General features: G+C 72.8%; 16 protein-coding genes and 1 pseudogene. 9 read left to right on the top strand and 8 right to left on the bottom strand.

What is annotated here, in order from left to right; genetic code table 11:
* Window positions 1–35 precede the first annotated feature (35 nt).
* Window positions 36–533 carry a glycosyltransferase family protein gene (locus ACZ7KF_RS21935; protein ID WP_030783931.1) on the top strand — a complete coding sequence of 166 codons (498 nt, stop codon included), beginning with the start codon at window positions 36–38 and terminating at the stop codon, window positions 531–533.
* A gap of 15 nt (window positions 534–548) precedes the next feature.
* On the opposite strand, the gene ACZ7KF_RS21930 is transcribed toward ACZ7KF_RS21935, so the two are convergent.
* Complete coding sequence (locus tag ACZ7KF_RS21930; RefSeq protein ID WP_471077416.1) at window positions 549–2,519, bottom strand: N-acetylmuramoyl-L-alanine amidase; 1,971 nt, start codon at window positions 2,517–2,519, stop codon at window positions 549–551.
* 294 nt (window positions 2,520–2,813) lie between these two features.
* Entirely contained in the window at window positions 2,814–3,959 is a 1,146-nt protein-coding gene (locus ACZ7KF_RS21925; protein WP_471077413.1) for an aminoglycoside phosphotransferase family protein, read from the bottom strand.
* A 343-nt stretch (window positions 3,960–4,302) separates the two neighbouring features.
* On the opposite strand from ACZ7KF_RS21925, the gene ACZ7KF_RS21920 reads away from it, so the two are divergent.
* On the top strand, window positions 4,303–5,799 hold the full coding sequence (locus ACZ7KF_RS21920) for a DNA-binding protein NsdB (RefSeq protein ID WP_471077410.1): 1,497 nt from the start codon (window positions 4,303–4,305) through the stop codon (window positions 5,797–5,799).
* A gap of 105 nt (window positions 5,800–5,904) precedes the next feature.
* Here the strand turns inward: ACZ7KF_RS21920 and ACZ7KF_RS21915 are convergent, their stop codons facing one another.
* Window positions 5,905–7,335, bottom strand: coding sequence for a PP2C family protein-serine/threonine phosphatase (locus tag ACZ7KF_RS21915; protein ID WP_471077407.1), 1,431 nt, complete (start codon window positions 7,333–7,335; stop codon window positions 5,905–5,907).
* Between the two features lie 349 nt (window positions 7,336–7,684).
* Between ACZ7KF_RS21915 and ACZ7KF_RS21910 the strand changes: the two genes are divergently transcribed.
* Both ACZ7KF_RS21910 and ACZ7KF_RS21905 read left to right on the top strand, forming a co-directional pair.
* Window positions 7,685–8,098, top strand: a complete 414-nt coding sequence (locus ACZ7KF_RS21910) for an SsgA family sporulation/cell division regulator (protein WP_471077404.1) — start codon at window positions 7,685–7,687, stop codon at window positions 8,096–8,098.
* Window positions 8,095–8,775, top strand: a complete 681-nt coding sequence (locus ACZ7KF_RS21905; RefSeq protein WP_471077401.1) for an alkaline phosphatase family protein — start codon at window positions 8,095–8,097, stop codon at window positions 8,773–8,775. Before ACZ7KF_RS21910 ends, ACZ7KF_RS21905 begins: the two co-directional genes overlap by 4 nt.
* Here ACZ7KF_RS21905 and ACZ7KF_RS21900 read toward each other — a convergent pair.
* Both ACZ7KF_RS21900 and ACZ7KF_RS21895 read right to left on the bottom strand, forming a co-directional pair.
* Window positions 8,765–9,790, bottom strand: a complete 1,026-nt coding sequence (locus ACZ7KF_RS21900) for a Gfo/Idh/MocA family protein (protein WP_471077399.1) — start codon at window positions 9,788–9,790, stop codon at window positions 8,765–8,767. The two genes, ACZ7KF_RS21905 and ACZ7KF_RS21900, sit on opposite strands and share 11 nt — an antisense overlap.
* A gap of 71 nt (window positions 9,791–9,861) precedes the next feature.
* Window positions 9,862–10,956, bottom strand: coding sequence for a baeRF3 domain-containing protein (locus ACZ7KF_RS21895; protein ID WP_471077396.1), 1,095 nt, complete (start codon window positions 10,954–10,956; stop codon window positions 9,862–9,864).
* Between the two features lie 170 nt (window positions 10,957–11,126).
* Here ACZ7KF_RS21895 and ACZ7KF_RS21890 point away from each other — a divergent pair, with 170 nt between their 5' ends.
* Together ACZ7KF_RS21890 and asnB are read left to right on the top strand one after the other, a co-directional pair.
* On the top strand, window positions 11,127–11,906 hold the full coding sequence (locus ACZ7KF_RS21890; RefSeq protein WP_471077393.1) for an alpha/beta fold hydrolase: 780 nt from the start codon (window positions 11,127–11,129) through the stop codon (window positions 11,904–11,906).
* Window positions 11,907–12,183: 277 nt separating this feature from the next.
* Window positions 12,184–14,025: an asparagine synthase (glutamine-hydrolyzing) gene (gene asnB, locus ACZ7KF_RS21885; protein WP_471077390.1), complete on the top strand. Its 1,842-nt coding sequence runs from the start codon at window positions 12,184–12,186 to the stop codon at window positions 14,023–14,025.
* A 56-nt stretch (window positions 14,026–14,081) separates the two neighbouring features.
* Here the strand turns inward: asnB and ACZ7KF_RS21880 are convergent.
* Window positions 14,082–14,600, bottom strand: a pseudogene (locus tag ACZ7KF_RS21880) (DUF4232 domain-containing protein); the annotation flags it as partial.
* 165 nt (window positions 14,601–14,765) lie between these two features.
* Window positions 14,766–16,367, bottom strand: a complete 1,602-nt coding sequence (locus ACZ7KF_RS21875) for an alpha/beta hydrolase (RefSeq protein WP_471077388.1) — start codon at window positions 16,365–16,367, stop codon at window positions 14,766–14,768.
* A 307-nt stretch (window positions 16,368–16,674) separates the two neighbouring features.
* Between ACZ7KF_RS21875 and ACZ7KF_RS21870 the strand changes: the two genes are divergently transcribed.
* Entirely contained in the window at window positions 16,675–17,334 is a 660-nt protein-coding gene (locus ACZ7KF_RS21870) for a chaplin (RefSeq protein ID WP_471077385.1), read from the top strand.
* 271 nt (window positions 17,335–17,605) lie between these two features.
* A complete protein-coding gene (locus ACZ7KF_RS21865; RefSeq protein WP_471077382.1) occupies window positions 17,606–18,520 on the top strand; it encodes a GNAT family N-acetyltransferase in 915 nt (304 codons plus the stop codon).
* On the opposite strand, the gene ACZ7KF_RS21860 is transcribed toward ACZ7KF_RS21865, so the two are convergent.
* A complete protein-coding gene (locus ACZ7KF_RS21860) occupies window positions 18,498–18,821 on the bottom strand; it encodes a hypothetical protein (RefSeq protein ID WP_471077379.1) in 324 nt (107 codons plus the stop codon). The two genes, ACZ7KF_RS21865 and ACZ7KF_RS21860, sit on opposite strands and share 23 nt — an antisense overlap.
* Before the next feature lie 295 nt (window positions 18,822–19,116).
* On the opposite strand from ACZ7KF_RS21860, the gene ACZ7KF_RS21855 reads away from it, so the two are divergent.
* Window positions 19,117–20,565, top strand: coding sequence for a hydrolase (locus tag ACZ7KF_RS21855; protein ID WP_471077376.1), 1,449 nt, complete (start codon window positions 19,117–19,119; stop codon window positions 20,563–20,565).
* The last annotated feature ends 40 nt before the right edge of the window (window positions 20,566–20,605 follow it).

The raw sequence follows: 20,605 nt of genomic DNA, 5'->3' as shown, positions 1-20,605 counted from the left end.
TCACCCGCCGGAGCCCGGGCACGTACCATGGCCGCATGTCGTTCCTCCGCCGCCGCAGCGCGACCCCTGCCGGACCCGACTTCGACGTGCTGGCCATGGACCCGGGCGACTGGCCGGGCAATCTCGGCGCGGGCCTGCTGCCCGCCCCCGACGGCACCTGCCAGGGTGTCTTCCTGCGCTACGACCTGTTCGGCGGACGCGGCCCCGCCATGATCATCGGCAATCTCCCGGAGGGCTCCCCGGCTCGCGACGTCGCCGAGGGGGAGATCCCCTTCGAGGTGGGCCAGCTGCTGCTGGCGCTGGAGAACGACGAGGAGGTCACCGTCGTCGGCACCGAGGACACGCCGGTCCTCCAGGGCGACAACCTGCTCATCGTGCGGCGGCTCAAGCTCTCCGAGAGCCGGATCTCCTGCGTCCAGTTCGACCGCAGCGACGGCGTCCTCGTGACCATCGCCGCCTGGGACCGCCCGATCACGGACGACCTGTACGCCCTGCTGAAGCCGCTCCCGGCGGAGCTTTTCCAGCAGGGCTGAGGCCCCCTGCCGCGGCTAGCGGGACGAGGCTTCGAGTGTCACGTCGGCGGCCCGGACGAACGCGACCCGGTGGCCGTACTGGATCTCGTAGTACAGGTCCTCGCCGACCACGACCCGGTGAGAGTCGGTGGTGAAGGTGACCGCGTAGTAGTACTCGCCGGGCATCTCGTCACCGGCCACGTACGTCTGCCCGGCCGGGATCGTGTAGGGCAGCGGCACCACCGACTGGGCGGGGACGCCCGCCGGATAGGCATCCTTCTCCGGGTAGGCACGGCCGTACACCGGGACGCTCGCCAGGCCGTCCTTCGGGGTCACCACGAAGCCCTTCGCCGGTACGGCGGCCGGCTCCTCGCGGGGGTTGCGGAACCAGGCCTTCTGGCCGAGGTACCAGATGGCCGTCCAGTCGCCCCAGCGGTCGGCGACCGCGTACTGCTGGCCGGTGGAGACCCGCGAGGACAGATCGTTCACCCCGTCGGTCGGGTCCGTCCTCAGACCGATGTCCTTCACCAGCGGGGCGCTGACGTCGTGGTCCGTGTACAGCCGCACCTCGCTGGAGCCGTGCTCCGCGCAGGGCTCGCCCTTGGTGGTGCAGCCGGTGTACACGGGCCGGTTCGAGGCGTAGTCCGGCAGGATCGTCAGCACCCCCGAGTGCCGGCCGGCCGTGCGCTGGAACGGGTGGCCCAGCAGCCGGAAGTAGTGCCGCCAGTCCCAGTACGGGCCGGGGTCCGTGTGCATACCCGGGACGGTGGAGGCGGTCGGACCCGGAACGTTGTCGTGGCCCAGGATGTGCTGCCGGTCCAGCGGGATGTCGTACGTCCTGGCCAGATACCGCACCAGCCGCGCCGAGGAGCGGTACATCGCCTCGGTGTACCAGGCGTCCGGCGCGGCGAGGAAGCCCTCGTGCTCGATGCCGATGGACCGGGCGTTGACGTCCCAGTTGCCGGCGTGCCAGGCCACGTCCTTCGCCTTGACGTGCTGGGCGATCAGACCGTCGGTGGAGCGGATCGTGTAGTTCCACGACACATAGGTGGGGTCCTGGATCAGCTTCAGGACACCGTCCCACGCGCCTTCCGTGTCGTGGATGACGATGTATTTGATGCGCTGCGAGGCCGGGCGGTCGCCGAGGTCGTGGTTGCCGTAGTCGTTGTCCCCGAACTCGGCGTAGGGCGCCGGGACCGACTCGCAGGACACCGACTTCGGGCACTCGGTGCCGTCCCTGGGCAGCGTGCGCAGACCGGCCCGCTCCAGCTGGGCGGTGTCGGCGGTCAGTCGTGGCCGGGCGGCCAGCGTCACCAGCTGGCCGTCGTCCGTGGTGCGCTCCTCGCCGGTGCGCAGCACGTCGTACACGTCGTCGGCGTACGCGGCGGCGGTCGCCGTGTCGTCGGCGCCGGAGAACCGGGCCACCGCGCCGTACCAGTCGGCCGGGTCGGCGCTGAGCGGCTCGCCCAGCTCCTTCTGCGCGGCGGCGAGCAGAGCGGCGCCGCCGGCCACGTTCGCCGCGGAGTCGGTGCGCAGCTCGGCGGCCGGGATGCCGGTCAGCTCCGCGGCCTTCGGCAGCGTCCGCAGCCGGGCCGGGACCGCCGACCGGGCCGGTGCCTCGACGGTGGGACGCCGGGCGGCACGGGCCGTGTCACCGCGGGGGTCCTCCGTCCCTTCGGCGAAGTGTTCCGCGGTGGCGATCGCGGTCCGGGCATCGGTGAGGTGCATCGGACCGTAGCCGCCGGTGACACTCGGCGCGCCGCCGTGCCCGTCCCAGCGGGACTGCAGATAGGAGACGGCCAGCAGCACGCTCTGTGGCACGTGATAGTCGGCCGCCGCGGTGGCGAACGCGTGCTGGAGCCGGTCCGCGGAGGAGTCCGTGGCGGTGTGGGCCGGGGCCGCGCCCAGCAGGGGCAGCAGCAGGGCGGCGGCAGCGAGCGGCACGGCGGTCCGCCGCAGGGGTCTGTGGCCGGGTGTGGATGTGGGGTCGGTGGCGGATCCTCGCAATGCGGCCTCCTGTGACGGGCGGGCGTGGCGGGGCGTGCGGCGCCGAGCTGGGTCAGTGGTACTCGCTTGCCGACGATCCGTCAATCATGCCGTCAGAGGGGGATTTCCCATGTCACGGAGGGGTTTCGGCGAGTTTCGCGGCGGCGGTGCGCGGGCCTGCGGAGCGTCACTGGCGTACACCAGTGAACGCGCCCTTGCACCACCCGCCGCGCCGGGTGCCCGAGGACACGGGCCCCGGCACGAAGGTCCGCGGTGCGCCGCCGCTCAGGGCGCACCGCGGAGCCGTCGTCCCCGTCAGCGAGTGCCGACCGCCGCGCGGACGGCCCTGCGGGCCATCTGACAGTCGTCGTGCAGCCGCCTGAGCAGCAGCCGCTGTTCCTCGCCGGACGGCGCGGCACCCGGGTGGGCCATGCCCGGTGCCGTCGGGGCCGTGTCGTGCATCGAACGCTGCACGGCCGTCTCGTAGGTGCGGATCTCCCGGGTCAGCAGGAGCATCAGGTTCACCAGGAAGGCGTCCCGGGAGGCCGGGCCCGCCGACTGGGCGATCTGGCTGATCTGCCGCCGGGCCACCGGCGCGTCCCCGAGGACCAGCCACAGTGTCGCCAGGTCGTACCCCGGCAGATACCAGCCCGCGTGCTCCCAGTCCACCAGCACTGGACCGGCCGGTGAGAGCAGGATGTTCGAGAGCAGGGCGTCGCCGTGGCAGAACTGGAGCATGCCGTGCCGGCCCACCTCGTGGGCGATGCCGTGCAGCAGCTTCTGCAGGTCTCCGAGGTCCCGGTCGGTGAGCAGGCCCAGTTCGTGGTACCGGGACATGCGGGCCGCGTAGTCCAGCGGCATGTCGAACGTGCCCGCCGGGGGCCGCCAGGCGTTCACCCGGCAGATCGCGCCGAGCGCGGCCCGGATGTCCGCCCGGGGCGGGGCCTCCGCCGGATGCCGCTGGAACGCCGCCGTACGGCCCGCCATCCGCTCGATCACCAGCGTGCAGTTGTCCGGGTCCGCCGCGATCAGCCTCGGCACCCGGACCGGCGGCCGGTGCCGGACGAACGAGCGGTATGCGGCTATTTCCTGACGGCTCCGCTCCGCCCAGGCGGGCGAGTGGTCCAGGAGGCACTTGGCGACGGCCGTGCTGCGCCCCGTCGTCCCGACGAGGAGGACCGACCGTCCGCTGCGCCGCAGGACCTGCACCGGCGCGAACTCCGGGCAGATCCGGTGCACCGAGGCGAGCGCGGTGCGCAGCTGCGCGCCCTGGGGGCCGGACAAGTCGAGCCTCCCGCTGAGCGGTTGGGTCCCGGGCTGGCCCGGTACCCGCCGGGGCCGGCCCGCGCCGAGCACGGGGCCGCCCGGACGCGCCGCCGGGTCGAGATACGGCCCGCCGCCCGCCGGGCGGGGGCGCAGCGGCCGGGGCGGGGCGGACACGGAGGACGATGCTGCGTACATGGGAGAAACAGGTCCCTTCGTGTGCCTGCTGTGCCTGCCTGTACGTCCGCACTCCGAACCCCTGCTCGTGGGGGCGTGCCCCGTGAGCGTGGTTTCGGAAGCGTGCGCCCACCCGGCCCGGCCGCCCGGGCACACCCTGGGGAATGTGCCCGTCCTGCCCGTCGTACGGGGCCTTTACGGCCGTCATATGCGGGTGGCGACCGGGTCGGGGTGGCTCGTTCCTACCTGACACCCCATGCCCAGTGGCACACCATCTGGCGGACCCTGGCGAACCCTGGCGAATAGTCGCCCGGCAACCTCCACCGGGCTACTGTCAACTCAGCCGAGAACCTGGGGGCTTGACGTGAGCGGACAACCCAACACCCGCCTTGCGGACCTGTTCGGCCTGGCCGGCTGGTCGAAGGGCGAACTCGCGAGGCTGGTCAACCGGCAGGCGGCGGCCATGGGCCACCCCCAGCTGTCGACCGACACCTCCCGGGTGCGGCGGTGGATCGACACGGGAGAGATCCCGCGCGATCCCGTACCGCGGGTGCTGGCGGCTCTGTTCACCGAGCGTCTCGGCCGTGTCGTGACCACCGAGGACCTTGGTCTGGTGCGGCACGGGCGTGCGGGGAAACGGCAGGTCGACGGGATCGAGGAACATCCCGACGGAGTGCCGTGGGCGCCCGAGCGAACCGCCGCGGTCCTCACCGAATTCACGGGAATGGACCTCATGCTCAACCGACGCGGCTTGGTGGGCGCGGGTGCCGCGCTCGCCGCGGGATCCACACTCAGCAGCGCCATGCACGACTGGCTGCACACCGACCCGGCCCTGAAGGCCGACGCCCCTGTTCTCGACGACCCCCTGCACGCCGACCCCGCCGGTTTCGACCGGTACGAGGCCGCCCCGATCGGATCCCAGGAGATCGAGGAGCTGGAGCGCTCGGTCGAGGTGTTCCGCGCCTGGGACGCGGCCCGTGGCGGCGGGCTGCAGCGCAAGGCGGTCGTGGGGCAACTCAACGAAGTGGGCGGCATGCTCGCCTACCACCATCCACCCCATCTCCAGCGGCGCCTGTGGGGCGTCGCCGCCAACCTCGCCGTGCTCGCGGGCTGGATGTCGCACGACGTCGGCCTGGAGCCCACGGCGCAGAAGTACTTCGTCATCGCCGCCCACGCCGCCCGGGAGGGCGGTGACCGGCCGCGCGCCGGTGAGGCGCTGTCCCGGGCGGCCCGGCAGATGGTGCACCTCGGCCGGCCGGACGACGCCCTGGACCTGATGAAGCTCGCCCAGTCCGGGGCCGGCGACCGGCTGCAGCCGCGGACGAAGGCGATGTTCCACACCATCGAGGCCTGGGCGCAGGCGTCGATGGGCAAGGGCCAGGCGATGCGCCGCACGCTGGGACAGGCGGAGGATCTCTTCGTCTCCGACCGGCAGGACGCGGAGACGCCCGACTGGATGCAGACCTTCAAGGACGAGGATCTGTACGGCATGCAGGCGCTGGCCTACCGCACCCTGGCGGAGTTCGACCCGGGCGCGGCCGCGCACGCCCAGTACTACGCGGAGAAGGCCCTCGCCCTGCGCGTCGACGGGCGGGAGCGGTCCAAGATCTTCGATCATCTCTCCATGGCCTCGGCCTGCTTCATCGCCGACGACCCCGAACAGGCCAACCGCTACGCCCGACTGGCCCTGATGTCGATGGGCTCGAACTCCTCCCGTCGCACCTGGGACCGGCTGCGGCAGATGTACCGGCTGACCGCGGAGTACGCCGGTTACCCGAAGATCCACGAACTGCGGGAGGAGATCAGGCTCGCCCTGCCCAAGCCGAGGGCCAAGACGGACGGCAACAGCGCACAGGCATAGGGGCCCGTGCGCTGTCCGACCGACCGACGGGTCAGTCCACAGGGTGACTCTTGCCCATGCGGTGACCCCTTCTCATGCGGTGCCCCATGCTCACGGGGACCTTGATCACGCGGTGACCTTGGCGACGAGCACACACGCGTCGTCCTCGCGCCCGCCCCCGCCGAACTCCTCGACGACCGTCCGCACCCCGTCCTGCGCGGTGCGTGCCGCGTCGAACCGTGCGGCGAGGCCGAGGAGCCGGTCCGCCGCCGCCGTCCTGCTGTGGCCCGACAGCAGCCCGTCGGTGTACAGCAGGAGCAGGTCGCCCGGTCGCAGGGTGACCGCGGACTGGCCGTAGACGGCGCCCGAGGAGGCGCCGAGCAGGACGCCGTCGGGTGTGTTCAGCATGCGCCCCGTCCCGTCGCGGAACAGCAGCGGGGCGGGGTGTCCTGCCTGTGCCCAGACCAGGGTGCGGGTCTCGGGCCGGTAGCGGCAGCAGACGGCGCTGCCGAGGGCGGGCTGCACGGTGGTGTCCAGCAGTTGGTTGAGCATGGTGAGCAGCTGACCGGGCTCCGAGCCGGCCAGCGCCATGCCGCGTACGGCGCCGAGCAGCATCGCCAGGCCGGAGGCGACGGCCACGCCCTGTCCGGTGAGGTCGCCGACGCTGAGCAGGGTCTGGCCGTCGGACAGCTCCAGCGCGTCGTACCAGTCCCCGCCGAGCGGGGTGGTGGTCGCGGCGGGGAGGCGGTGGGCGGCCAGGTCCAGGGCCACCGGTCCCTGGTGCGGGAGCCGCAGGGAGCCGCGCCATGGCGGTAGCACGGCTTCCTGCAGCTCTGCCGCGATCCGGTGCTCGGTCCGCTCCTGCCGGCGGTGGTGGTGCAACGAGTCACGGGTCTCGCACACCGTCCGCTGGCTGCGGCGCAGTTCGCTGACGTCGCGGAGCACGGCCCACATGGAGGTCGTGCCGCCGTCGGCGCCGAGCACCGGTTCGCCCATCATGTGCACGGTCCGCACGGAGCCGTCGGGCCGTACGACACGGAACTCGCCGTCGATCGGTTTGGCGTCGACCAGGCAGTCGGTCACCATCGTGGTGAGCGTCGGCCGGTCGTCCTCCAGGACGAGGCTGGGCAGCTCGTCCAGGGTGAGGGCGGGACGGGCCGGGTCGAGACCGAGGATCTGGTACAGCTCCCCGGACCAGTCGGCCTCGTCCGTCAGCAGGTTCCACTCGGCGCTGCCGACACGGCTGAGCAGCGAACCGCGGGGCACGTCGGCCGGCGCGGGCCGGGCGACGGGCGGTTCGGCGGGCTCGTCCGGCGTGGGAGTGGGTCCGTCCCGCAGCTGGGCCAAGTGGACGTCCAGGTCGTCCAGTTGGTGCAGGGCGAGGTCGTAGAGGGCGCGCTGCCAGCGCTCCCGGGGGTCCGCACCGTCGCTCCGGGTGTCCCGCCGCACGGCGTCCACGTCGCCCTTGAGTCGCCGCGCCTGTGTGATCAGTGCCTCGACCGAGCCGCGTCCGGGCGGCTGGGCGGCTGGGCGGTCCGCGGAGACTGGGGACGGCATGACGCACTCCGGAATGAGGGGATCGGCACGGCGGGAACGGCGGGGACCGTTACGACTGTGGCACAGCCCGCGACGCCCTGTAAGGGATTTGGCAACACACGATACGGTGGTGCTTCTGACATATGCCAGAGTCTTTCCGGGGAGGTCCGAGGGGCCGATCGGCGTACGCGCGGCTCGGGTGAAGTCGTAGGAGAGTTACGCGAGTTGAGTCAGGCGAAGCGCCTGTACCCGCCGTTCAGGCGCTTGTTCGACGGTTCTTTGTTCCAGGGTGCCGCAGAGCGGCCGGTACCCACCGAACTCTGACCGGAATTGACGGCATGTGGCGGGCCTCCGCGGACTCCTTAAGAGCATGGACAACATCGTCGAACAACTCGCCGAGGCCCGGCTCGTCACCGCCGAGGACCAGGAGGTCCCGGTGCCCGCCACCTTGCGCTACACCGCGGACGACCCCCTCGCCGTGTTCCTGGACTTCCCGGCGGAGGCGTCCCTGCACGGCGAGGAGGTCACCTGGACGTTCGCGCGGTCCCTGCTCGACCAGGGGCTGCGCACCCCCGCCGGCCACGGGGACGTGCAGATATGGCCCTACGGCCGCACCCGTACCGTACTGGAGCTCCACTCGCCGCACGGCATGGCGCTGCTGCTGTTCCCGGCCTCGGTGCTGCGCCGCTTCCTGGTGCGCACGTACGCGACGGTGCCGTGCGGCCAGGAGGACGTCGCCGGGGTGGTGGAGCGGGGGCTGAGCACCCTGTTCGGCGGGGTGTGAGCCGACGGCGGGCCGGGGCGGCAGGGCACTCCGCCCGGAACAAGGGCCGCCTCGACACCTGGGTCGCGGGCGTGGGCGACGTCCGCCCGCTGGGCTGTCCGGACCGCTCCGACATCCCGTTCCCCTACGCGATCGACGACAACCACACCGTCTGTGCCGCCTGCTTCTGCTCCACGCTCGGCGCCACCGCTCCCCACCGCACCTTCCCGTCGAGGGGCAAGGTCGACTCCGCCGGCTACGACGGCGGCGACGAGTCCGGCCCGACCTGGCAGAACTACGCGGAGGCCCTGCAGGCCGCCGGGGTGAGCCGGAAGGTCCACCAGAGCCGGCGGACAACTACGGCGACAACGGCTGCGCCTACTCCAGGAACTTCGCCGACGCCGAGCCGGGCGACGGCGCCCACTTCGTCCACCTCGTCTACCAGGCCCTCGCCGCCGACCAGGACGTCCTCGGACGTCTTCGAGCACACCTCGGTGCTGCGCTTCCTGGAGACCTGGACGGCCGCGATCGGCAAGCCCGCCAAGTGCCCGGACATCAGCGACTGGCGGACCGGCAACGCCCTGCCCGCCCAGCAGCCCGGCACCCGCGCGGCCCGCGCGCTGCCGTACCAGCCCCCTGGACGTACACCGTCGCCGCGGGCGCCTCGGGAGACGGGCGCCGCCGGAATCAGCGGCTGACCCGCGCGTAGAGGTCCGGGCGCGGGGCCAGTTCGACGGCCACCCGGCCGCCGGTCTCCAGCGCCCGGACCCCCGCCTCGGCGACGACCGAGGCCGCGTAGCCGTCCCAGACGCTCGCGCCGGTGACCTCTCCGCGCCGGGTGGCGTCGACCCACGCCTGCACCTCGCGGTCGTAGGCGTCGGCGAAGCGGACGAGGTAGTCCTGCGCCACCTCCTCCGCGGCGCCGCCCCGGGAGGTGACCACCATGGTGTGCTCCTCGCCGATCCGGGCGCTGCCCGCCTCGCACACGGCCTCGCAGCGCACCTGGTAGCCGAATCCGCAGTTGACGAAGACCTCCACGTCCACCAGGGCGCCCCGCTCGGTCTCGAACAGCACGAACTGCGGGTCGAGCAGACCCTCGGGCGCGTCCGAGGACGGGGTGGGCCGCAGCACGGTGACCGCCGTCAGCTCCTGCCCGAGCAGCCAGCGGGCCGCGTCGATCTCGTGCGAGACCGAGCTGTTGATCAGCATGGCGCTGGTGAAGTGGGCGGGGGAGGAGACGTTGCGGTGCGTGCAGTGGAGCATCAGGGGCCGGCCCAGGCCGCCCCCGTCGAGCAGAGCCTTCAGCCGGCGGTACTCGGTGTCGTAGCGGCGCATGAAGCCGATCTGTGCCAGCCGGCGGCCGAGCCGCGCCTCGGCCTCCAGGACCCGGAGGGCGCCCGCGGAGTCCGGGACCATGGGCTTCTCGCACAGCACCGGCAGCCCGCGGGCGAAGGCGGCGAGCAGCGCCTCCTCGTGCGCGGGGCCGGGAGACGCGACCAGGACGGCCGCCACACCGGGTGTGTCGAGCGCGGCCACGGGGTCCGTGTGCACGGTCACGCCGTCCAGGCCGGCCACGGCCTCCTGCGCGCGCTCGGTGTCGGGGTCCGCCACGGCGGCCACCCGGGCGCCGCTCACCACCTGATCAAGGCGTCGTATGTGATCGGCTCCCATGTGTCCGGCACCCAGTACGGCCACACCCAGCAGGTCACCCATGCGCGCGCTCCCTTACGCAGACGATCACGCCGTAGCGTACGCCGCGCGGGGAGCGCGCTCCGGGGCCGTTCTCAGTACCGCAGCACCCCGGCCATGCCGTTCGCGTCGCCCAAAGCGCCGTCCGGGACGAAGCGGACGTCGGCGCCGGTCTCCAGGCACTGCTCGACGATCTCGTCCACGATGTCGTCGCGGGCGTCCAGATCGCCGGGCTCGGCAGGCAGGAGGTGGTCGCCGTTGTCGCGGACGGTCGTGCGGTAGTTCTCCTCGACGGCGAGGAGCCGGACCCGGCCGTCCCGGGCGTTCTGCCACAGCTCGTCCACGCCGGCGGCGAAGTTCCTGCGCCCGCGTGCCGCGATCAGCTCTCTGATGACGGACGTGGTGTCCTTGCGGGCCTCGGCCTCCAGGACCGGCTGGAGTGCCTGCCACACGGCCTCCGGACCGGCGTGGGCGAGTCCGCCGTGCGGCACGTGGACGGCGGACTTGGCGACGCTGCCCACCTCGTCCAGCAGGGAGAGCGCCGCCTGTTCGCCGGTGATGTACAGCGGGCGGGGCTGTTCGCGCAGGACCGTGCTCATGGCGATGTCCGCCTCGCGCAGGTACTGGCGCGTCCCCTCGTCGCGGAAGGTGCTCGGCTGGTCGCCGATCTGCATCTGCCGCTCGGCGTCGAAGTTCTCCCGGACGTGCAGCAGCGGGAAGCCTCCGCAGTGGTCCTCGACGACCCGGTCGGGGCCGCCGCTCCACAGCGTGATGCGGTCGGCGGCGAGCGACAGCACCCAGAAGGGCCGTTCGGCGGCCTGCGCGGAGACCAGGTTGCGGGTGAGGAAGGTGTCCGAGAACACCACCCGCTCGGGGACGGTGCGGGCCAGCGACCAGACCTGGTGCTCGCCCGGCGCCGCGAAGATCACCAGGGCGTCCTCGGTGTGTGAGAGATCCACTTCGGCGAGGGCGCGGTCGAGTTGGCTGACGATGTCGGCGCGCCGCTCCCGGGTGACGGCGGGGTCGGCCTCCAGCCGCCTCCTGGCCTCGGCCACCGCGTTGCGCAGCCGGACCGGATTCTGGCCGACGCCGCGCTCCCGACGGTGCGTCGGGGTCAGCACGGAGACCGCCGGGTAGGGACGTGGGCGCCGCAGTTCGGCGAGGGTCGCGGGACTCAGTGCGTGCTCCATGACAGCACGATAGGGCGGATTCACCTTTACGGCATTCGGGGTATTCCGGGCACGGGTGACTCTGTCGGTCGCGGCCCGGATTTCCCGGCGGCGGCCGGTGACGCGAAGCCGTGCCGCCGGATAACGTACCCGTCAGTAACCAGACCGTGCCGCACCCCCGGGAGGCCCCCATGCCGCAGCTCGACGTCGACGGAGCGACGCTGACGTACGACGACGAGGGCCCCCGTGACGCCCCGGACGTGCCCGTGGTGTTCGTGCACGGCTGGACCGCGAACCGGCACCGCTGGGACCACCAGATGGCGCACTTCTCCGCGGGGCGCCGGGTGGTCCGGCTGGACCTGCGCGGGCACGGCGAGAGCACGGGGGCGGGGGTGCGGACCATCGCCGAGCTGGCGCGCGACGTCCTCGCGCTCCTCGACCACCTCGGGGTGGAGCGGTGCGTGCTGGTCGGTCACTCGATGGGCGGGATGATCGCGCAGACCATCGCCCTCGCGCACCCCGCCCGGGTGGAGCGGCTGGTGCTGGTGGGCTCCATCGGCCGGATGACCTACAGCCGGGGCCGGGGTCTGCTCATGGCGGCCTCCACCCTGGTGCCGTACAAGCTCTTCGTGGCCGCCAACATCCAGCGGGCCTTCGCGCCCGGCTACCCGCGCGAGGAGATCCGGGCGCACATCCGCGCCTCGGCCGCCACCCCGCGGGAGGTCGTCATGACGCTGTACGGCGCGATGCGGGCCTTCGACGTCCTGGACCGCGCCGGCGAGATCTCCGTGCCCACCCTGATGGTGCACGGCTACCACGACGTCCAGCTGCCGGTGCGGCAGATGCTCCGGATGGCCAAGGCCTACCCCGACGCAGTCGTGCGCATCCTGGACGCGGGGCACGAGCTGCCGCTGGAGAAGCCGGCCGAGCTGACCGGGGTGCTCGACTCGTTCCTGACCGCGAAGCCCTGACGTGCGGGCCGCTTGAGGAAGTTTTTGCCCATGGCCGGTTCCTTCCCTCCCGGACGCGGTGACACGGCTGTCCCCGGACTTTGCCGAGGCAAAATGCGGCCGGAACCGCGGGGTGGGCGGCCGGGTCGTGTTACGGCCGCGTTGACGCGCGCGGGCACCTGGCGGACGCTCGTCATATAGGTGCTCGATACAACTGGTTTGCCCCGGCAGGTCTCCGACACCAGGAATGCCCAGGTGGGCGGGGTCCTACCGGCAGGCCGGAGGCAGGAGGCAGCGCATGTGCGGCATCACCGGATGGGTCTCCTTCGACCGTGATCTGACGGCCGAGACCACCACATTGCATGCGATGACGGAGACGATGGCCTGCCGCGGCCCGGACGATCGCGGCACCTGGTGCGAGGGTCCGGCCGCCCTGGGGCACCGCCGGCTGGCCATCATCGACCTCCCCGGCGGCCGTCAGCCGATGTCCCTGTCCACTCCCGGGGGGACCGTCGCCCTGGTCTACTCCGGGGAGACGTACAACTTCACCGAGCTGCGCCGGGAACTGACGGACCGTGGCCACCGGTTCACCACCGACTCCGACACCGAGGTCGTGCTGCACGGCTATCTGGAGTGGGGCGACGCGGTCGCCGAACGGCTCAACGGCATGTACGCGTTCGCCGTCTGGGACGGCCGGCACGACAAGCTGGTGATGATCCGCGACCGCATGGGCATCAAGCCCTTCTACTACTACCCCACCCCCGACGGCGTCCTGTTCGGCTCCGAACCCAAGGCGATCCTGGCCAATCCGCTGGCCCGCCCCCGGGTCACCCTGGACGGCCTGCGCGAGCTGTTCGTCATGGTCAAGACGCCGGGACACGCCGTCTGGGACGGCATGTCCGAGGTGGAGCCCGGCACCGTCGTCACCGTCGACGGCACCGGCCTGTCCACCCGCGTGTACTGGCGTCTGGAGACCCGCCCGCACACCGACGACCGCGACACCACCATCGCCACCGTGCGCTCGCTCCTCGACGACATCGTCCGGCGCCAACTGGTCGCCGACGTACCGCGCTGCACCCTGCTCTCCGGCGGGCTCGACTCCTCCGCCATGACCGCCCTCGCCGCCCGGCAACTCGCCGCGGAGGGCGAGAAGGTGCGCAGCTTCGCCGTCGACTTCGCCGGCCAGACCGAGCACTTCGTCGCCGACGAACTGCGGGGCACCCCCGACACGCCCTTCGTGCACGACGTGGCCCGGCTCGCCGGCACCGAGCACCAGGACATCGTGCTCGACTCCGAGGCCCTGGCCGACCCCGCCGTGCGCGAGCGGGTGATCCGGGCCCGCGACCTGCCGTCCGGCCTCGGCGACATGGACAGCTCGCTGCTGCTCCTCTTCCGCGCCGTCCGGGAGAAGTCCACGGTGGCCCTCTCCGGCGAGTCCGCCGACGAGGTCTTCGGCGGCTATCTCCAGTTCTTCGACGAGGAGGCACGCCGCGCCGACACGTTCCCCTGGCTGACGACGATGGGCCGCCACTTCGGGGAGGACGCAGACGTGGTGCGCGCGGACGTCACCAAGGCCCTGGACCTGGAGGGGTATGTCGCCGACGGGTACCGCACCGCCGTCGCCGGCATCGACCGGCTGGACGGCGAGAGCGACTTCGAGTACCGGATGCGGCGGATCTGCCATCTGCACCTGACCCGCTTCGTCCGCATGCTGCTCGACCGCAAGGACCGGATGAGCATGGCCGTCGGCCTGGAGGTCCGGGTGCCGTTCTGCGACCACCGGCTGGTCGAGTACGTCTACAACACGCCCTGGGCCCTGAAGTCCTTCGACGGCCGGGAGAAGAGCCTGCTCCGGGAAGCGTCGGCAGACGTCCTGCCGCGGTCGGTGTACGAGCGGGTGAAGAGCCCGTACCCGTCCACGCAGGACCCGCAGTACGCCCGCGCGCTCCAGGAGCAGGTCAAGGAGGTCCTCGCCCGGCCCTCCCACCCCGTCTTCGACCTGGTCGACCGGGACCGGGTCCGGCAGGCCGCCGAGCGCAGCGCGCCGGTCAGCACCCAGGCGGCCCGGCGCGGCCTGGAACGCACCCTGGACCTCGCGGGGTGGCTGGACCTCTACTCGCCCGAGCTGGTCCTGGACTGACCTGCTCGCCCGGGCTGGTACTGGACTGACCCGCTCGCCCGGGCCGGTGCTCGGTCCAGCCCGACGGCCCGGTCGGCGGCCGCCGCCGAGCGCTGCCACCAGGTGGTCACCGGCTCCCAGACGAGGACCCGCCGCCCGGTGCCGAGCCGCGCGGCGGTGAAGGAACGGCCCCAGTGCGCGGCCGACGCCGCCACGGTGACCGCGTCCACCCGGCGGGCCTCGGGGTCGGCGGGGTCGGCGATGGTCCGGACAGCGGCGTAGGCCGTGCCGCCCGCCGCGAGCGGGTAGTCGCCGGCGCCGCCCTCCGGTACGGGCAGCGCGGCGCCGTCCAGGTCCCCGAAGGTGACCGTGGGCACGCGGTCGACGACGCAGGCACGGGCGCCGCGGTTGGTGACCTCGACCCGCAGCACGGTGGAGTGGCCGGCCGCGGCCTTCGCCCGGATCGTCAGCGCCTTCTCGGCGCAGCGGACGGGCCGGTCGTGGCCGGTGGCGGCCCGGCTCTGCGGGGCGGTCAGCAGCAGGGCCGCCACGGCGGCCGAGGCGGCGGGTACGGCGACGGCGGCGCGGATGCGCATGAGGATGCCCCCTGTCGTGGTCACGTACGGGCTGCGGCGGCCGGACCGCCTGCCCAGTGTGACGACCGGCGCGGCGCGCGGGTTGCCCCGGTTCGCGGCTGTCACCCGGTTGCGCCACTCCTGTCACCCGTCGGCGGGGGGGCGGGGTCACGGGGCGCGCCGTGCTCAGTCGGCGCTGTCCGAGGTGGCGGACTCGGGGGGCGCGTCCGCGGGACAGGAACTGCCGTCGGGCGGGAGCGAGCCGTAGAGCAGGAAGTCGTCGATCTTGCGGTGCACGCACAGGGACGAGGAGTACCCGGTGTGGCCGTCGCCCTTGTTGTCGAGCAGCACCGCCGACGGGCCGAGCCGGTGGGCGGTCTCCACGGCCCACCGGTACGGCGTCGCCGGGTCGCCGCGCGTGCCGACGAGCAGCATCTTCGCCGAGTGCACGTTCTTCACCCGCTCGCGGATGAAGTCGGTGCCCTTGGGCCGGCCGTAGCACATCAGCAGCTGGGTGAGCCGGTAGCGGCCGAAGACGGGCGAGGCGTGGTCGTAGGCCGCCCGCAGGTCCTTCAGGTCCTTGGTGAGCCGGGCCGCGGCGGGCCGGTCGGGATCGTCCGCGCAGTTGATCGCCATCAGCGCGGCCGACAGGTTGTCCAGCGGGACGTCCTCGGTGTCGACCAGCCCGCCGTTCGTCCGGTGCGGGTCGCGGGGCAGACCGATGCCGCCGGTGGCGAAGGCGAGGACGCGCCGGGTGTCGCCGTCCTCGACCAGCGAGATCAGCGCACGCTCCAGGGAGGACCACAGCTCCTTGTCGTAGAGGGCCTGGCCGATGGCGCCCACCAGGTCCTGGCCGGTGAACGAGCCGCCGAAGCCCGTGGGCACCGGGTCCTTGTCGAGCGAGTGGACCAGCCGGACCACCTCGTCCCCGGCCCTGCGCCGGTCCTGCCCGAACGGACAGCCGGTGTCCGTCGTACACCAGTCCAGGAAGCCGTCCAGTGCCGTCTGCTGCCCCTCGGCGCCCGCCATCCCCTGCTCGGCCGGCGACTCGGTCAGGGTGTCCACGCCGTCGAGGACGAGCCGGCCCACCTTGCCCGGGAACTGCGCCGCGTACACCGCGCCGAGCCGGGTGCCGTAGGAGAAGCCGAGGTAGTCGAGCTTGTCGTCGCCGAGCGCCTGGCGGATGACGTCCAGGTCGCGGGAGGCGTTCACGGTGCCGATGTGGGGCAGCACCGGACCGGAGTTGCGGGCGCACTGGCCGGCGGCCTGCCGCAACTGCCGGAACAGGGCCTGCGGACGGCCGATGTCCTCGTCGTCCGCCAGGGCCAAGGCGTCGTCACTGCCCTCCCCGCAGCTCACCGGGGAGGAGCGGCCGACGCCGCGCGGATCGAAGGTGACCACGTCGTAGCCGTTGGTCAGGTCCATGAACTGCCTGCCCTGGGTGGCCAGCGCGGGGATGCCGGCACCGCCCGGGCCGCCGAAGTTCAGCAGCACCGATCCCCGTGACTTCCCGGTGGCGCGGTAGCGGGCCAGTGCCACGTCGAGCGTGCCCGCCCCCGGCTTCGCGTAGTCGAGCGGCACGGTGACCTTGGCGCACTGGAGGTCCTTCGGCATGTCCGGCCCCTGGCAGGCGGCCCAGGTCGGCTTCTGCCGGTAGAACCGGGACAGGTCCGGTTGCGGCTGGTCGGCGGCGACCGCGGGCAGCCCGGCTCCGAGCAGCGCGAGGACGAGCGCCGAGACACCCGCACAGCGCCGCACGGCGGGCCGGGTGGAGAGCATGGCCAGCATCGATCGCCTCCCGGGGCGCCCGCCTCGGACCGGGGTCGGCGCCCTCGGATCACCATAAGCGGGCCCCGGCCGACCCGCCTCCCGGGCGAGCGGGACGGCGCCCGCGGGCGTATCCTTCGCGCCCTGCGTTCCCCTTGGCGATCATTGGATGGTTTTACATCCAGTTCGATAACAGTGACGCTCGATGGGGTGAAAGGCCGATAAGCCATAACTCGGATGGTTCGCCTGCGTTCTACGAGGTGCGGGTGAGTGCCCGCGACGACGTCTGGAAGGCAGGGAACCTATGAGACGGGCTACCCGAAACGGCGTGATCGCCGTCGCCACCACAGCGGGCGCGATGGCCGTGGCACTGCCGGTGTCCGCCGCCTTCGCGGCCGACGCCCACGGTGCGGCGGCCGGCTCGCCCGGACTGGTCTCCGGCAACAACGTGCAACTCCCGGTGCACGTGCCGGTGAACATCTGCGGCAACACGGTGAACGTCGTGGGGCTGCTCGACCCGGCCGCGGGCAACGCCTGCGCGAACACGGGCGGGGCGAAGGCCGACGGCGCCGGGGGAGCCGGCGCATCGACCGGGTCCGGTCGAGCGGCCTCGTCCGGCGGGGCCGACGCCCACGGCGCGGCGGCCGGCTCGCCCGGGGTGCTCTCGGGCAACGGCGTCCAGCTCCCGGTCGACCTCCCGGTGAACGTCTCCGGGAACAGTGTCGACGTGATCGGTGTGGGCAATCCGGCCGTCGGCAACCAGGCGGTCGACGACCCCGGCGAGCAGACCCGCCGCCCCCCGCGCACCGCCACCCCGAAGCCCCGCGTGCCGAAGCCCCGGTCCCCCCGGTCCGCCCCCCGCCCGGCGGCGGCCACACTGGCCCACACCGGAGCGGACCTCACGGCACCCGCCGCGGTCGGCAGCATCGCGCTCCTCGGCACGGGCGCGATCCTGTACCGCCGCTTCCGCCCGGGCCGCTCCGGCTGACCGGCTCCTCCCGTACCGCCCCCACCGGACGCCGGCCCGCTGGGGGCCGTACCGGGCGTCGCCGGGGCCCGTCGCGTCCGCGCGGCGACCGGCGGGCACCCCCCTCCGACGCCCGTGCCGCGCAGGTCGCTCCCGCTCCGGGACGTCGTGCGCATCGGCTGATCTTCCCGTGGCGCGGCCCCCCGTCGATCCGGAAGGATGCTGCGGGCACGGCCCGACCGGGAGCCGTGCCGCAGGACAGCCCGCCCCCCGAAGGAAACGGAGCGCACCGATGACCTCTGCGGCCCCCCAGGACCTCGTCGTCACGCAGGCCACCCTCGCCGACTGGCCGGTGATCAGCGGGTGGGCGGCGGCGGAGGGCTGGAACCCCGGACTGTCGGACGGCCCCGCGTTCTTCGCACAGGACCCCGACGGATTCTTCCTCGGCCGGATCGACGGGGAGCCGGTCTCCGCCGTCTCCGTCGTCAACCACGGCCCCGACTACGCCTTCCTCGGCTGCTACCTCGTCCGCCCCGACCTGCGCGGCCGCGGACACGGTCTGACCACGTGGAAGACCGCCCTGGCGCACGCGGGCAGCCGCACCGTCGGCCTGGACGGAGTCGTCGCCCAGCAGGACAACTACCGGCAGTCCGGCTTCCGGTTCGCCTACCGCACCGTCCGTTTCACCGGCCCCGCGCCCACCGGCCCCGCGCCCACCGGCCCCGCGCCCACCGGCCCCGCGCCCACCGGCCCCGCGCCCACCGGCCCCGCGCCCACCGGCGTCCGTCCGGCCGGCCCCGCCGACCTGGCCGCGCTCACCGCCTACGACAGCGCCTGCCAGCCCGCCGACCGGCCGCGCTTCCTCGCCGAGTGGCTCACCGGCCCCGGCCACCGTGCCGTCGTTCGCGAGAACGCCGGGCGCCCCACCGGCTACGGCGTGATCCGGCCCGGCCACGACACGCTGCGCATCGGCCCCCTCTTCGCGGACACCGCCGACGACGCCCGGGCCCTGTTCGCCGCCCTGACCGCCGACGTCGCGGGCCGCGAAGTGGCGATCGACGTGCCCGAACCGAACGCGGCCGGCATCGCCCTCGCCGAAGAGGCGGGACTGCGGCCCTCGTTCGAGACCGCCCGCATGTACACCGGCCCGGTGCGCGCGCACGCCCGGGAGCGGGTCTTCGGCGTCACCACCCTCGAACTGGGCTGACCCTCAGGCTGCGGGCGCCTCGGGTGGGATCGGCGACGCGGCTCCCGCACTTCCGCCACCAGCCGGCTCCGGGACGGTCGCCGCCGCCCGCTCCGGGGCAACGGCGGGCCGCGTAACCGGCGAGCAGCGCCCGCAGCGTGCCGCCCGTGGCCCCGGCCGGCAGCCGGGCCGCGACGGTGAGCGGATACGACGACGACAGCGCGACCAGTGCGTTGCAGACGGCGAACCCCAGCGGTGCACCGCACAGCACCGGGCGCCGGGGCAGCCCGCGCGGTGCCGCGGTGACCGGGACCGCGGCCATGAAGAGGGACTTCGAGTGGGGCTGTACGCCCGCGACGAGCCCGCCGGCCTCGGCTGGCGGCTGCTCGCCCGTCCGGCCGCCGGTCCCGGCACGGTCGTCGACGCGGTCGCGCTCGCGAGAGCGAACCGGTCGGCGCCGCCCGCAGGAAGCCTCCGTTCACCGCTCTGTTCACCGGCGCTTCATGCCATGTACCTTTCAACCAATCGACGCGTGTAGAACCCTCAAGCGGGCTCTACGCGCGCAGACTTGGGCGCCCGCACCGCCTCTCCCCACCCCCACTTGGAGGTTTTGACGGATGCTCGGATCCAGGAGATTCCGCCGCAGACTCACCACGGCCCTGACGGGCTTCGGACTGCTCCTCACCGGAGCCGCTCTCCAGGTCGGCACCGGCACGCCCGCCCACGCGGCGACCACCCACCGCGTCCTGTTCGACAACGCCCACGCCGAGACGGCGGGCAACGCCGACTGGATCGTCTCCACCAGCCAGCCCGACCCGCTCGGCCAGGACTCCACCCCGTCCGCCGAGACGGACTGGACCGGCGCCCTGTCCTCGTGGGGCGTCGCGTTGCAGAAGACCGGCTCCTACAGCCTGAAGACCCTGCCGTCGGGCTCCAGCCTCGCCTACGGCGGCACGTCCGCGACCGATCTGTCGAACTTCGACACGCTGGTCCTGCCGGAGCCGAACACGCTGTTCACGTCCGCCGAGAAGACGGCGATCATGAACTTCGTGAAGAACGGCGGCGGTCTGTTCATGATCTCCGACCACACCGGCGCCGACCGCAACAACGACGGTGAGGACGCGGTCGAGATCTTCAACGACCTGATGACGAACAACAGCGTCGACTCCACCGACCCGTTCGGCTTCTCCGTGGATTCGCTGAGCATCGGTTCCGACCACCCGTCGGCCGTCAGCGACAGCACCGACCCGGTGCTGCACGGCTCCTTCGGCACCGTCAGCAAGAGCCTGATCGCCAGTGGCACCACGGCCACCCTCAAGCCCGCCGACAACTCCGCCGTCAAGGGCCTGCTCTACCGCACCGGGTACTCCGGCAACACCGGCGCCTTCTTCGCCACCAGCACCTTCGGCAGCGGCCAAGTCGCCTTCTGGGGCGACAGCTCCCCGATCGACGACGGCACCGGCCAGTCCGGCAACACCCTGTACGACGGTTGGAACGACTCCGGTGCCACCAACGCGGCCCTCGCCCTCAACGCCACCGCCTGGCTGGCCGGCGACGGCACCAGCGGTGGGGGCGGCGGCGGTGGCGGCACCTGCACCGCCGGGCAGCTGCTGGCGAACCCCGGCTTCGAGTCCGGTGCCACCTCCTGGACCGGGTCCAGCGGTGTCATCACCGGCGACACCGGGGAGGCCGCCCGTACCGGTTCCTACAAGGCATGGCTGAACGGCTACGGCTCGGCCCACACCGACACCCTCGCGCAGTCGGTGACCGTCCCCGCGGGGTGCACCAGCGCGACCCTGAGCTTCTACCTCCATGTCGACACCGCGGAGACGAGCACCTCGACGGCGTACGACACGCTGAAGGCGCAGGTTCTCAACAGCAGCGGATCGGTGCTGTCGACCCTCGCCACCTACTCGAACCTCAACGCGGCGAGCGGCTACACCCAGCGCAGCTTCAACCTCGCGAGCTACGCGGGCCAGACGGTCACGCTCAAGTTCACCGGCACCGAGGGCTCTACCCTGCAGACGTCCTTCGTCATCGACGACGCGGCGCTCGACGTGGGCTGAGCGGCGACGGGCCGAGCAGCAAAAAAAGAGGGGGGTGGGC

The sequence above is a fragment of the Streptomyces sp. NPDC038200 genome, from assembly GCF_055600785.1.
The sequence above is the reverse complement of the archived record's forward strand: the minus strand, read 5'-3'. Positions and strand labels throughout refer to the sequence as shown.